This window comes from Luteibacter sp., from assembly GCF_051958795.1.
GTDB lineage: Bacteria > Pseudomonadota > Gammaproteobacteria > Xanthomonadales > Rhodanobacteraceae > Luteibacter.
The window spans coordinates 1-13,052 of the sequence record NZ_JBQCFT010000263.1; the positions used below are offsets into that span (position 1 = coordinate 1).

At 64.8% G+C, this 13,052-nt stretch carries 17 protein-coding genes; 14 read left to right on the forward strand and 3 right to left on the reverse strand.

The window, feature by feature from the left end:
* Positions 1-279: 279 nt before the first annotated feature.
* The 6 genes from ACTHLF_RS13830 (at position 280) to ACTHLF_RS13855 (ending at position 4,547) form a co-directional block, all read left to right on the forward strand.
* Positions 280-738: a DUF4126 family protein gene (locus tag ACTHLF_RS13830; RefSeq protein ID WP_440327926.1), complete on the forward strand. Its 459-nt coding sequence runs from the start codon at positions 280-282 to the stop codon at positions 736-738.
* A 9-nt stretch (positions 739-747) separates the two neighbouring features.
* The gene (locus ACTHLF_RS13835) at positions 748-1,362 is read left to right on the forward strand and encodes a LysE family translocator (RefSeq protein ID WP_440327927.1); all 615 of its coding nucleotides are present in this window, start codon (positions 748-750) and stop codon (positions 1,360-1,362) included.
* Between the two features lie 186 nt (positions 1,363-1,548).
* A complete protein-coding gene (locus ACTHLF_RS13840; RefSeq protein ID WP_440327928.1) occupies positions 1,549-2,322 on the forward strand; it encodes a TIGR04255 family protein in 774 nt (257 codons plus the stop codon).
* Between the two features lie 764 nt (positions 2,323-3,086).
* Complete coding sequence (locus ACTHLF_RS13845) at positions 3,087-3,395, forward strand: hypothetical protein (protein ID WP_440327929.1); 309 nt, start codon at positions 3,087-3,089, stop codon at positions 3,393-3,395.
* 63 nt (positions 3,396-3,458) lie between these two features.
* On the forward strand, positions 3,459-4,103 hold the full coding sequence (locus tag ACTHLF_RS13850) for a lysozyme inhibitor LprI family protein (RefSeq protein WP_440327955.1): 645 nt from the start codon (positions 3,459-3,461) through the stop codon (positions 4,101-4,103).
* Between the two features lie 78 nt (positions 4,104-4,181).
* Positions 4,182-4,547, forward strand: coding sequence for a VOC family protein (locus ACTHLF_RS13855; RefSeq protein WP_440327930.1), 366 nt, complete (start codon positions 4,182-4,184; stop codon positions 4,545-4,547).
* A gap of 2 nt (positions 4,548-4,549) precedes the next feature.
* Here the strand turns inward: ACTHLF_RS13855 and ACTHLF_RS13860 are convergent, their stop codons facing one another.
* Together ACTHLF_RS13860 and aroE are read right to left on the reverse strand one after the other, a co-directional pair.
* Positions 4,550-4,810 (reverse strand): YkgJ family cysteine cluster protein, encoded by a 261-nt coding sequence (locus ACTHLF_RS13860; protein WP_440327931.1) that lies wholly within the window; start codon positions 4,808-4,810, stop codon positions 4,550-4,552.
* Positions 4,810-5,646: a shikimate dehydrogenase gene (gene aroE, locus ACTHLF_RS13865; RefSeq protein ID WP_440327932.1), complete on the reverse strand. Its 837-nt coding sequence runs from the start codon at positions 5,644-5,646 to the stop codon at positions 4,810-4,812. Before aroE ends, ACTHLF_RS13860 begins: the two co-directional genes overlap by 1 nt.
* A 141-nt stretch (positions 5,647-5,787) precedes the next feature.
* Here aroE and ACTHLF_RS13870 point away from each other — a divergent pair, with 141 nt between their 5' ends.
* Entirely contained in the window at positions 5,788-6,006 is a 219-nt protein-coding gene (locus ACTHLF_RS13870; protein WP_440327933.1) for a hypothetical protein, read from the forward strand.
* Between the two features lie 80 nt (positions 6,007-6,086).
* On the opposite strand, the gene ACTHLF_RS13875 is transcribed toward ACTHLF_RS13870, so the two are convergent.
* Positions 6,087-7,571, reverse strand: a complete 1,485-nt coding sequence (locus tag ACTHLF_RS13875; protein ID WP_440327934.1) for a RimK family protein — start codon at positions 7,569-7,571, stop codon at positions 6,087-6,089.
* A 218-nt stretch (positions 7,572-7,789) separates the two neighbouring features.
* Here ACTHLF_RS13875 and ACTHLF_RS13880 point away from each other — a divergent pair, with 218 nt between their 5' ends.
* The 7 genes from ACTHLF_RS13880 to hslU all read left to right on the forward strand — a co-directional run bounded on the left by ACTHLF_RS13880 (position 7,790) and on the right by hslU (position 13,006).
* Positions 7,790-8,260, forward strand: a complete 471-nt coding sequence (locus tag ACTHLF_RS13880) for a GNAT family N-acetyltransferase (protein WP_440327935.1) — start codon at positions 7,790-7,792, stop codon at positions 8,258-8,260.
* Positions 8,261-8,304: 44 nt separating this feature from the next.
* Positions 8,305-8,574, forward strand: coding sequence for an LPS translocon maturation chaperone LptM (gene lptM / locus ACTHLF_RS13885; protein WP_440327936.1), 270 nt, complete (start codon positions 8,305-8,307; stop codon positions 8,572-8,574).
* A 7-nt stretch (positions 8,575-8,581) separates the two neighbouring features.
* The gene (gene dapF / locus ACTHLF_RS13890; protein WP_440327937.1) at positions 8,582-9,409 is read left to right on the forward strand and encodes a diaminopimelate epimerase; all 828 of its coding nucleotides are present in this window, start codon (positions 8,582-8,584) and stop codon (positions 9,407-9,409) included.
* A gap of 58 nt (positions 9,410-9,467) precedes the next feature.
* Positions 9,468-10,154, forward strand: coding sequence for a DUF484 family protein (locus ACTHLF_RS13895; protein WP_440327938.1), 687 nt, complete (start codon positions 9,468-9,470; stop codon positions 10,152-10,154).
* Positions 10,151-11,062 carry a tyrosine recombinase XerC gene (locus tag ACTHLF_RS13900; RefSeq protein ID WP_440327939.1) on the forward strand — a complete coding sequence of 304 codons (912 nt, stop codon included), beginning with the start codon at positions 10,151-10,153 and terminating at the stop codon, positions 11,060-11,062. Before ACTHLF_RS13895 ends, ACTHLF_RS13900 begins: the two co-directional genes overlap by 4 nt.
* 67 nt (positions 11,063-11,129) lie before the next feature.
* Positions 11,130-11,663: an ATP-dependent protease subunit HslV gene (hslV, locus tag ACTHLF_RS13905; protein ID WP_247330809.1), complete on the forward strand. Its 534-nt coding sequence runs from the start codon at positions 11,130-11,132 to the stop codon at positions 11,661-11,663.
* Positions 11,664-11,668: 5 nt separating this feature from the next.
* Complete coding sequence (gene hslU / locus ACTHLF_RS13910) at positions 11,669-13,006, forward strand: ATP-dependent protease ATPase subunit HslU (protein WP_440327940.1); 1,338 nt, start codon at positions 11,669-11,671, stop codon at positions 13,004-13,006.
* Positions 13,007-13,052: the final 46 nt, after the last annotated feature.

A 13,052-nucleotide genomic window follows, 5' to 3' on the forward strand; every position in this document is an offset into this window, starting at 1 on the left:
CAGCACGGCCGTGACGACAACGACGATGATCGCGCGGCGGGGTACCGCGGCGATGCGAGAGGCGGAGATCATTGGGGGAATTCCGTAACGCTGCCCGCAACCAGGCCGGCCCCCTGTCGGACGGCCCCTGCGGGCGCGCCATCTTCCCTGCCGATTGTTGCAACGAGGCGACAAGGGTGCGCCCCATCACACTCCCGCGGCGCCTGGCGCGGTGATTTCCCCCAAGCCACGGCGTGCCTCCGGGGCTTCGAATGCCAGCACACCCCAGGGAGCCCCGCCATGATCCTGTTGCTCGCCCTGCTCATCGGTATCGTCGCCGGCCTGCGCGCCATGCTGGCCCCGGCCGCGGTCGCCATCGCCGCCCGGTTTGGCGGCCTGGCCCTGGCCGGCACACCGCTGGCCTTCATGGGCTACGCGTGGACGCCGTGGATCTTCGGCATCGCCGCCCTGACGGAACTGGTGACCGACCAACTGCCTTCGACGCCGAGCCGCAAGATCCCCGTGCAGTTCGGCACCCGCATCGTCACCGGTGCGCTAAGCGGCGCCTGTGTTGGCGCGGCGCACGGCATGCTGGTGGGCGGGCTCATCGCCGGCATCGTCGGCGCGGTGATCGGCACATACGGCGGTTCCGCTCTGCGTAGCGCCATGGCGCGGTCGTTCAAGTCGGACCGGCCGGGTGCCTTGATCGAAGACGTGGTCGCCATCGTGCTCGCGTGGATCGCGGTGAGCATGGCGTAAGATCGCCGGATGCTCGACATCCACGCCATCGCCGTCGTCTTCTCCGTCTATATCGTCGGCGTCGTGATCCCGGGGCCGAACTTCGTGGCGGTCGCGCATAAGGCGGCTTCGACCAACACCGCCGACGCGCTGGCCCTGGTGGCCGGCATCGTCGTGGTGAACCTGTTCTGGGCCACCTGCTCGATCCTCGGCGTCGGCATCGTGTTCGCGACGTTCCCGTGGATTGCGCTGGCGGTGAGGATCGCCGGTGCCGCGTACCTGATCTGGTTCGGCGGGCGCCTGATCGTCAAGGCCGGCTCAGCCGGCGCCGCCCGGCTCGACGAGGGCGGCCCGACCATCTGGCAGTCGTTCCGCGCGGGCGTGGCCACCAACATCGCCAACCCGAAGTCCATGGCGTTCTTCGCCGCCGTGTTCGCGGCAGCCGCCCCGGCCCACGTGAATCCACCAACCTTCCTCGGCATGCTCGCCACCGTCGCCGTGGTGTCGTCCACCTGGTACGCCATGGTCGCCGTGCTGTTCGCCACGCCACGCGTCGCCGCGCGTTACCGGCATTGGAAGAAGGGTATCGACCGCGTGTGCGGGTCGGTGATCGTGGCGCTTGGGGTTCGGCAGCTGGTGCGTTAGATGCATACAGGACGATTTTATCCGGGTATTTATCTTCGTTCAGCAACGACTACACAGGTCGCGGCAAACGCCTACATGCGCAAGACGGTTGAGAGCCGAGCAAGTTCAGTACTATGCAAGGAGGCGGTTCGCCAAATGGCGGCACGCGTCGCGCCAGCCTGATTGCCCCTTGGAGCTGATGAAGTAATGGAATCGCATCCGTCGTACGCCAACTCTACGATCGTTGAGGCGCTGTGCGAAATTCAGTTCGAGCCGTCGAACGTTCAAGATTGGACGTCCTCGGGGCCCGCAGAGTTCTTCTTGCGCGTTCGGGAGCGGTATTCCCGGTTTGAGTCACTCCCGCCTCCGATAGGCGTAATTCAGATCGTAATGGGCGGGGCACCGAACGGCCTTGCAAGCCCTCAAGCGCAGGCCGCACTGACCAGATATTTAGCAGTCGATGGGATATTCAGCTGCATCGTCGGCCCGAACGTCTTTAGGGTACACGTTACCAAGCCCTATCCTGGGTGGGAGGTCCTCCGCGCGGAGATTCTGAAGCTCTGGTCGGAAATACTTGACCTCGCAAAGCCGAAGAAGATTTCGCGCATAGGACTCCGGTACATCAATTTGCTTGATATATCGGAACGAAACGAAACCGTTGATCTATTCGTCAATCCGACCGATTCGATCCCCGCAAACGCGGTGCGTGGGACACTGGACCTCCCGTTGTCTTCTCGCACCGAGGTCTGGACCAGCCAACATTCGGGGCGAATCGTACAGCTAGGTAATGCTTTCAATACTGATATCGCGCGAGGTCTTCTACTCGACCTCGACCGGTTCGTGCAGGAGCCGGCTATCGAAGAGTCGACTGCCAGTTACATCGCGAGCGTGATCGAAGAAGGCCATAACGAAGTCTGGGCTGAATTCGATGCGGCATGTGGGCCTAAGTGGAAGGAAGTTCTTTCGGAGGCGAACCCATGATCAGATCCAGCACGGGAGTTACGCACCCTTACGTCAACGAATTGGCTCTGGCAAACAATTTTGGTGCCCCTGCGATGCCCAGCGGGGGAGCCAACACATTCGCGTTTCTGAAGCCAGGGTCTTGCCGGGCCGATGATGATGGCGATGATTCCGTAACGCCCACGCTCGTGATAGTGCACGCCGTGCGATCATCCGGCAGCACCACAGATACGTTCCCTCTTTGTCATCATCGGCCCGGAGGCAAAGATTTGTTTGCCGGATTCGATCGATTCTGTGATGCAAATTGGGACGGAGACGGTGCGAAGCCGATACTGAAAAGCACGATCGCCAGTGCCCGTACATTTCTTCAATTGCTCCCCTCGAGCGTACCTCCCCCGGCGATAGCTCCGGGCGACGACGGATCGATTGGGTTGGAATGGATTTTCGACCGTGGCTCTGTAAAAAAGACCTTCATCGATATTGGACCGAATCGAAGGGTCAAGATTTACAGTCGGGACGCGAAAGACGTCGTTACGCAAATACGGACTACGTTAGTTGAGTTTTTTCGTCATCGACTATCCGACGTATTTCTCAGGATCTGACCAAATATGCGAGATGGAGAGTGGACGCCGGCGGACCGTGGCGATACTTGGTTGCGATTTCTCGTTGACAAGTCATTCATCCCAGCCGGAAAGAATCGAATACACAATAGAGCTCTGAAGGGCAAGGCAATCTCTCCGCCGACCAAAGACCGCCCTTGGTCGATCGAAGTCTCGGGCAGGCTTATGTCAAAGGCAGGCGACCTTTGGGATGAGGGTAGAGAGTTTGTCGAGCAAATAAGGCCGCTCAAGCGAAACGCTGAGCTGGTCGGATATGCCTTCGCCAACGTCGACGCCATCGCAAGAACGCCAGAATACTTGCAGCAGTACGAGGTCGATGTGGCGGTCACACCGAGAGAGCTGGATAGCGCCCATGCGGACGTCGTCCTTTTCGGCGTGGATCCAGATAACGTCGATGCGGTGGAAGACGCGATATCGCTTCTGCGAGATCATCTCCAGGACGTCTTGTCCGTCGAGGGAGCCCCCGAGTCATGATCTCGGACTGCGCGACAGATTTTGCGTTCGAGGGCTAACGGCGTGCGCTGGACGCGATGGATTGTGGCAGGAACTCTAGTACTTCATGACAACACGGCGTTATCCGCTAGCTTCGACTGTGCGCATGCGAGGTCATCAGCTGAAGCCCGAGTCTGTGCTAATGCGGCCCTTCGCAATCTAGACGACGAACTGGCGACAGCGTATCGCGTGGCGATTGACGCGGCCGAAGGCTCAAGTAAAAGAGACCTGAAGCGCGAGCAACGCCACTGGATCACCTTCGTCCGCGACATTTGCGACGACGATGAGTGCCTGACCACAGCGTATGCGGCGCGCATCAAGGTTCTTGCTGCCAATGACTCCGTTCTCGTCAATGAATCGAGCTGCGAGATTCCCGAAGGAAGCAGCTGTCGCAGCGTCATCACTTATCGGGATACGTCGTATCGCATTGCCTCCTTCAACAAGACGCTCAAGGATCACCATGTGGCCGGATCGATCATCGGCTGCGATCGCCTGATCGACCTGCCGGTCGGGTTTCGCGGTTCGAACCACAGCTTTGGTGGCTTCTGCACGCTTGTGTCAGGCGGAGGGCGAACGAGCGTCAAGGTCTGCAACGACGACATGCTCGGACGATTCGCGATCGAGCCCGTATCGAGCGGCACGCACGCCGAACTTCGGGAGTTCACCGACGCGCGATGCTTCGGCGGTTAGCTAGTGGGAGCCGGGCCTTGAGCCTGGGCCGCAGCCCCGGCACGTTTAACCAACCCCATGTCGCTCCTGGACACACCGATGATTCTTGGCTTACGCACCGCGATCTATCCCGTCCCTGATTTAAGCGAAGGGAAGCGCTGGTATATCCAGGCGCTTGAAGCAGATCCGTATTTCGATGAGCCGTTCTACGTCGGCTTCCATGTCGGTGGCTTCGAACTTGGGCTTATCCCGGATGGTGTCCCAGGCACTGACGGTGCGCAGGCGCTTTGGGGCGTCCACCATATCGAATCGACATTTGCGCGCTTGCTCGCGATTGGCGCGACCTCACTCGACCCCGTGACTGAAGTAGGCGGCGGCATCAAGGTCGCCGCGGTCACGGATCCGTTTGGCAATCGCTTTGCGATCATCGAGAACCCGCACTTCGATCCTGCCGCCGTGAAGTGAGGTCAGGCGGCGGTCGCGTGTTCCAGCGCGGCCAGCCAGGCCATCGCGTGTTCGCGGTTCGGGCCGCACATGACGACTTCGGGCTGGAGGCCCCCGCAGACCTTCGGCCGGTCGGGGTGGCCGAAGATTTTGCAGCGGTTGTCGTCGCTGAGCTGGATGCAGCGGATGCCTGCCGGTTTGCCGTTGGGCATGCCGGGGATGGGCGAGCTGATCGACGGGGCGATGCAGCACGCCCCGCAGCCCGGGCGGCAGGCGAGGGCCATCAGTAGCGCTGACGCAACTCCCGGTACACCGGGTCGGTGTCCGGGCGCTGGCCGTGCCAGCGTTCGAAGGCGTCGGCGGCCTGTTCGACCAGCATGCCCAGGCCGTCGCGGAACCAGTCCGGGCGCACGCCGGCTGCCAGGGCCCAGCCCTTGAAGCCAGCCGCGGCGGCGCCGTAGCAGAGGTCGTAGGCGGTGGAGTGCTCCTGGACGATGGACATCGGCAGGTCGAAATTGCCGCCGGTGACGCCGATGGAGGTGGCGTTGACCACCAGGTCGAAGCATTCGCCGTCCAGGCCATCCCAATAGCGGGTGTGGCAACGGGCGGGCTCGCCGATGGCGTCGGCGATCTCGTCGGCGCGCTCCGGGGTGCGGTTCACGATGGTCAGCGTCTGCACGCCGGCATCCATCAGGGCCCAGGCGACGGCCTTGGCCGCGCCGCCAGCACCCAGCAGCAGGGCGTCATGGCCGCGCAGGTCGAAGCCGTGGCGCTCGGTGATGTCACGCACGAAACCGCCGCCATCGGTGGTGTGGGCGGCGATGCCACCGCCGGGCAGGCGGGAGAGGGTGTTGGCTGCGCCGGTGCGCTGGGCGGCCTCGCTACGCTCGTGGGCCAGGGCGAACGCGGCATGCTTGTGCGGCAGGGTCACGTTGGCGCCCACGCCACCATCGGCAAAGAAGCGGCGCACCTCGGCCTCGAAATCGGCCGGGGCGGCATCGATCGTCGTGTATTCAAGGCGGATACCCAGCTGTTTCGCGAACGCCGCATGGATCTCTGGCGACAGCGAATGCGCGATGGGGTGGCCGAATACGGCGAAACGTTGCGCTTCAGCGCTCATGGAGGCTCCTGGCTCATGGCCGGGCCGCGTGCCCGGTAGGCCGATTCTACCAACTGCCACGGCCGACCGGCCCGGTCGCGGTCCGTGAGACACCGGCGGCGGAGGATCCACCCACCGACCACCACGGAAGTGACCGCCGCCATGCACGAGAGCCTGACCCCGCGCCGTACCGTTGCCCTGATCGCCCTGGCCTGGCTGGCCGGCGGGATGTTGCTGCTGTTGCTCACGCCGCTTTCGGGGCGCAGCGAGCTGCTGGGCTGGACGCCCTCGTTCTGGTTGATGCTCGCGCCGATGAGCGTGCTGGTGGCGCTGCAGCCGCGGCTGCCGTTGGAGTTGATTGCGGCTTTGTGGCGGCGTTGAGCTGACGCATCGCGCGCAAGCGCGCTCCCACAAGAGCCTGGTGTCGCAGCTTTTGTGGGGGCGCGCTTGCGCGCGATGCCTTACGGCTGGATACCCAGGCGCTTCAGCTCCAGCCGGCGCAGGAACTCCTGCATGATGCGCAGGTAGAGGTCTTCGCCCAGGTAGGCATCTTCCACGCCGGCATCGATCGAGGGATTGTCGTTCACCTCGATCACCACCGCCCGGTCGTTCACCTGCTTCAGGTCGACGCCGTACAGTCCGTCACCGATGGTCTGCGTGGCCTTCAGCGCCAGCTTCACCACATCGGAAGGCGCCTCGCGCACGGGCACCGTGCGGAAGCCACCGGATTTCGCCGTGCCCTTCGCGCCGTGGTTGTAGATCTGCCAGTGGCCGCGCGACATGAAGTACTGGCACGCGTAAAGCGGCTCGTGGTTGAGCACGCCGATACGCCAGTCGAACTCGGTGTACAGGTATTCCTGGGCGATGAGCAGGGCGCTGTGCGAGAACAGCTCCGCAGCCGCCTTCTCCAGCGCCTCGCGCGATTCCACCTTCACCACGCCACGCGAGAAGGACCCATCCGGGATCTTCAGCACGATGGGCAGGCCCAGCCGCTCGGGCAGGTCACGCATCCGCCGCAGGTCGTCGCGGTAGAGGATTTCGGTCTTCGGCGTCGCGAGTTTGCGCGCCACCATCAGGTCGTTAAGGAAGATCTTGTTCGTGCAGCGCAGGATCGAGGTCGGGTCATCCATCACCACCATGCCTTCTCGTTCGGCGCGATGGGCGAAGCGGTAGGTGTGGTTGTCGCTCGCCGTCGTCTCGCGAATGAACAGGCCATCGTATTCGGCGAGGCGCTGGTAATCGTTCTTGCCGATCGGATCCACCTCGATACCGAGGTGCTTGCCCGCTTCGATGAACTGCTTCAGCGCCTTCTTGTTCGAAGGCGGCATCGATTCATTCGGATCCACCAGCATGGCGATGTCGTAGCGGTATTGCTTGCGCGCGCGCGGACGGCGCCAGATCTTGCGCGAGAATTTCTCCAGCGCCGCGGCGAATGCATCTTCCTGGGCATCATCCAGCGTGTGCAGGCCCACGGGCTTCACCGACGAAATCTGCCAGATGCGCTCGCGTTCGAACTCGATGCGCATGAGCGGGCACGGGAACAGATCGAAGATCTGCCTCGCAAGATCCTGCAGGTCGGGGAAGGCGGTCTCGCCGAAATAGACCAGCACGCCGAAATCGGTGGCGTCGCGGCCACCCTCCGGCAGGAACGTGTCGAGCTTTTCGTTGAGGTCTTCGATGTGCAGGCCGTACAGCGAGCGGCGACGCAGATCGTTCACCGTGCGTACCGAGGGAATCACCTTGTGCCCGCGCGCCTCGGCGAGCAATGACACGTAGTAACCCGTGCCCAGGTACTTGTAGCTACGGCACAAATTGATGACGTGGGTGCGTTCGTCATCGCTGCCGACGGGCTCGCGGAGGTAGTCCATGGCGCTGACGACATCGGCGGACGGGTAGTACGAGCCCCAGTCCGAGGCCTTTTCCACGACGATGACGAGCCGGCTCATGTGACCTCGATTCCACGGCGGATACCTTGCATCGACCCCGCCCGGGGCCGGATGTTCGCCGGTGGCGCAGTGTGTTCCGCGGCGTGCCTCCATACAAGGCAGGCGAGGGGGCCGCATGCAGGGGGTTTAGGGAAAAGTCATTGATCCGTCGCGCCCACGGGTCTACAGTGCCGCGCTTGCCCCGCCCCCCCCACTTTCGCGCCGGAGTCTCCAAGCGCATGCGTCCACCCCCGGTAACCGCCGCGGTACGCGTCCGTCGCGCCGAGGTCAGTGATCTCGACGACCTGGTCGCTCTCGAAGATGCGACCTTCGACACCGACCGCCTGAGCCGCGCCCAGTACCGCAAGCACCTCGACAGTGAAACCGCGCAGGTGCTCGTCGCCAGTGCGAACCACCGGCGCTTCCTCGGCACCGCGGTCGTGTTCTACCGCAAGGGCACGACGATCGCGCGCATGTACTCGATCGCGACGAAACCCCAGGCCCGCGGCAAGGGCGTGGGTTCGGCGCTGATCGAGGCCGCCGAGGACGCTGCGCGCGGTCGCGGCTGCCGTGCGCTGCGCCTGGAGGTCCGCAAGGACAACGGCGTCGCCATCCGCCTGTACGAGCGCATGGGGTATCACCGGATCGGCGAGTACGCGAAGTACTACGGCGACGGCGCCGATGCCCTGCGCCTCGAGAAGACGCTTTGACGGCACCGGGGGCTATACTGGCCGCCGTTTCCGGGAAGACGCCCATGCGCCGACTGATCCTGCCCCTCGTCCTCGTTTGCGCCGCCGTTGCCAGCCTCGAAGGCTGCGGCAACAAGGGTGACCTGTACCTGCCGCCGCCGCCCGCGCCCGGCACGACCGCGAAACCAGCCGCCGCGCCGCCCCAGGGTCACCAGGGCCAGACGCTGCAGGAGGCGACGAATCCCGCGGTACAGCCCGCCGGCGCATCCACGGTCGATGCCCCGGCGCCGGTAAGCACCTCGCTGTCCCCGTACAACCCCATCATCCACCAGTAACGCCGCCATGCCTTCCCGCTTCACCAAGATGCACGGGATCGGGAACGACTTCGTGATCGTGGACTGGCGCGAGGATGCCGGCCGCGTCCCCAATGCGGACCGCATCAGGGCGCTGGCCGACAGGCACACCGGGATCGGCTTCGACCAGCTCATCAGCATCGAGCCGGCGCGCGATCCGGGCTGCGAGTTCTATTACGGCCTGTGGAACGCCGATGGCTCGCCCGCCAGCCAGTGTGGCAACGGCGTGCGCTGCGTGGCGGCCTGGCTCTACCGCGATGGCGTGATCGAGCGCGATGTGCCCGTCCGCCTGGAGAGCCCGTCAGGCCCGGTCACCGTAAGGGTGCTGGATGGCTCGACCGTCACGGTCGACATGGGTGAGCCCGATTTCGACCCCGGCCATATCCCGCTCGACCACGCGCCGCATGCGACGTACACGCTGCACGTCGAGGGCGAAGAGGTGAGCTTTGGCGCAGTCTCCATGGGCAACCCGCACGGCGTCGTGTTCGTCGATGACGTGAACGATCCGCGCGTCGACCGCCTTGGCCCCGCGCTGACGAACCACCCCATTTTCCCGAACGGCGCCAACATCGGGTTCGCCCAGCGCGTGGCCCCGGACCGGCTGAAGTTGCGCGTGCACGAGCGCGGCAGTGGCTGGACCCAGGCCTGCGGAACGGGCGCCTGCGCCGCTGCGGCCGTATCGCACGCACTCGGCCTGGCCGCGGCCGTCGTATCGGTGGAACTGCCCGGCGGCACGCTAAGCATCGAATGGCAGGGCCCGGGCCACACCCTGTGGATGACCGGCCCCGCCGCGTTCGTTTTCGAAGGCGAAGTGTGACGCGGAGGCGCGAAAGCGGCACACTCGGCGCCAGAGCATTACGAAGGACACCCGCGCCATGACCGACACCGCGATCGACGGCGACATCAAGCCAGCCACCGTTGCGTCGTACCTGCGGCGGCACCCGACGTTCCTCGCCGATTACCCGGAACTCGCCAACGAGCTGACCCTCCCGAGCGCTAACGGCCCCGCCGCATCGCTCGCCGTGCACCAGTTGCGTACGCTGCGCGAGAAGAACGCCGAACTCGAGACGCGCCTGCGCGAACTTTCCGCGATCGCCGGCGATAACGAAGGGCTGATGCGCCGCGTGCACGGCCTGATGCTGGCCCTGCTCAGCGCCGGTGATGTGGAAGAGACCGTGCGCAGCGTCGTCCGCCGCCTTACCGATGATTTCCAGTCCGAGCGGGTCCGCCTCGTGTTCTTCGGCGACCTGGGCGGCCTGCCCGACGAGCCGTGGCTGCTGCGCGAGCCGCGTGGCACCGCGGGCCTGCCGGAGTTCGCCTCGTTCCTGGAACACAGCGACCCGGTGGCCGGCCGCCTCGCACCCGACAAGCTGCACCGGCTGTTCGGCGACGCGGCACCCGACGTGCGCTCGGCCGCGCTGATGCGGATCGGCCCGGATGCCCTGCTGGCGATCGGCAGCGCCGATGCCAACCGGTTCCACCCCGGCATGGGCACGCTGTTCCTCGACATGATTTCAACCACGGTAGGCTCGGCGATCGAACGGGCCCGGAAGGCTGCGTGAGCCCGCGCGAGGCCGTCGAGGCCTTCCTGCGCCACTTCTCCGCCGAACGTGCGCCCTCCGCGCACACCCTGGCTGCGTACCGTCGCGACCTGGACAAGCTGCTCGTGTTCATGGAGGCCGAGGGGCTCAGCTCGTTCGATGCTCTGAGCCCGGAGCGCCTGCGCATGATGATCGCGCGTGCGCACCGGGGCAGCGGCAAGGGCAAGGATGACGGCCTGCAGCCGGCGAGCATCCAGCGGCTGCTCTCCGCCTGCCGCACGCTGTTCCGCTACCTCAGCCGTGAGGGCCTGCTGGCCCACGACCCCGCCGCCGCGGTCCGCGGCCCCAAGGTGCGCCGGAAGCTGCCCGATGTGCTCGACGCCGACGAGGCCAAGGCGCTGGTCGAGACCAACCTCGGCGGCAGCCTCGCGCCGCGCGATAGCGCCATGATGGAGCTGTTCTATTCCAGCGGCCTGCGTCTCTCGGAGTTGTGCGGCCTGCACTGGAGCGACCTGGATCTCGAGGAAGGGCTGGTCCGCGTGCTCGGCAAGGGCAGCAAGACCCGCATCCTTCCCGTCGGCCGCTTTGCGATCAAGGCGTTGCAGGATCTCGCCGCCGCGGGCGGCAACGGCCCGGACCAGGCGGTGTTCAAGGGCCGCGACGGCGGCACGATCAGCCCGCGCACGGTACAGGCCCGGCTGGCCAAGCTCTCGCTCGGCCATACCAAGCGGGTCCACCCGCACATGCTTCGTCACACGTTCGCGAGCCACATGCTGGAATCCTCCGGGGATCTCCGCTCCGTGCAGGAGTTGCTGGGCCATGCGGATATCGCCACCACCCAGATCTACACCCACCTCGATTTCCAGCACCTGGCGAAGGTGTACGACGCCGCCCACCCACGGGCGAAGCGGAAGGGCAGCCGGTCCTAGCCGGGCCCCGGGGTTGGTTGGGGCACGGAGCGGCCCCATTTCTGCGGTCTCGTACAAGGAATCCCCCATGGAATCGATGCACGCAACGACCATCGTCTGCGTCCGCCGCGGCGACAAGGTCGTCATCGGCAGCGACGGCCAGGTCACCCTCGGCAACACCGTGATGAAGGCGAACGCCCGCAAGGTGCGCCGCCTTGGCCGTGGCGATGTCCTCGCCGGGTTCGCCGGCGCCACCGCCGACGCGTTCACGCTCTTCGAGCTGTTCGAAGAGAAGCTGGTGAAGCACGGCTACAACCTCACCCGCGCCGCCGTCGAGATGGCCAAGGAATGGCGTACCGACCGCCGCCTGGGCCGGCTCGAAGCCATGCTGGCCGTGGCCGACAAGGACGCTTCGCTGATTATTTCCGGCAATGGCGACGTGCTCGAACCTGAGCATGGCCTCATCGCCATCGGTTCAGGTGGCCCCTACGCGCAGTCCGCCGCGCTGGCCCTGCTCGAGAACACCGAGATGGATGCACGCACGATCGCCGAAAAAGCACTCAAGATCGCTGGCGATATCTGCATCTACACCAACCACAACGTTTCGATCGAAGAGCTCTGAGCCCGATGTCCGAACTGACCCCCCGCGAAATCGTCAACGAACTGGACCGGTTCATCGTCGGCCAGCAGGACGCCAAGCGTGCCGTGGCCATCGCGCTGCGCAACCGTTGGCGCCGCATGCAGCTCGAGCCGGGCATGCGCGATGAAGTCACTCCCAAGAACATCCTGATGATCGGCCCGACCGGTGTCGGCAAGACCGAGATCGCCCGCCGCCTGGCGACCCTGGCCAACGCTCCGTTCGTGAAGGTCGAGGCCACCAAGTTCACCGAAGTGGGCTATGTCGGTAAGGATGTGGAGTCGATCGTCCGCGATCTTGCCGATGTCTCGTACAAGCTGGTCCGCGAGCAGGCAAAGACCCGGGTGAAGAGCCAGGCCGAGGATGCCGCGGAAGATCGCCTCCTCGACGCCCTGCTGCCGCGCCGCCAGCCTTCGGGCTGGGACGACACCGGCGCCAGCGCGCCCGCGATCGATAGCGATACCCGGCAGAAGATGCGCAAGCAGCTGCGCGAAGGCGCGCTGGATGATCGCGAGATCGAGCTGGATTTCGCCATGAACGTGGGCGTGGAGATCATGACCCCGCCCGGCATGGAGGAAATGAGCCAGCAGCTGGGCAAGATGTTCCAGAACCTGGGCGGCCAGAAGTCGCAGAAGCGGAAGATGACCATCCGCCAGGCCCGGCCGCTGCTGGTCGAGGAAGAGGCCGGCAAGCTGATGAACGACGACGAGCTGCGTGCCCGCGCGGTCGATAGCGCCGAGCAGAACGGCATCGTCTTCATCGACGAGATCGACAAGGTGGCCCAGCGCTCCGAGTGGGGCGGTGCCGGCGTCAGCCGCGAAGGCGTGCAGCGCGACCTGTTGCCGCTGGTCGAGGGCTCGACCGTCTCGACCAAGTACGGCCCGATCAAGACCGACCACGTGCTGTTCATCGCCTCGGGTGCGTTCTCGCTGGCCAAGCCGTCGGACCTTATCCCGGAACTGCAGGGTCGCCTGCCGATCCGCGTGGAGCTGAACGCCCTGTCGGTCGACGACTTCAAGCGGATCCTGCGCGAGCCGAACAATGCGCTGACCAAGCAATATGTTGCGCTGCTCCATACCGAGGGCGTCACCCTGGACTTCACCGAGACCGGCATCGACCGGCTGGCCGACGTGGCCTTCCAGGTGAACGAGCGGACCGAAAACATCGGTGCCCGCCGCCTGCATACGGTCATGGAGCGCCTGCTGGAGCGGATCTCGTTCGAGGCGGCTGACAAATCCGGCGAAAAGTACGTGATCGACGCCGATTATGTCGATAAAAACCTATCTTCGCTCGTCAAGGACGAAGACCTGAGCCGTTACATTCTCTGAACTTACATCCTCTAAACACCGGAGGGCCCTCCCTCCGGTAAACTAT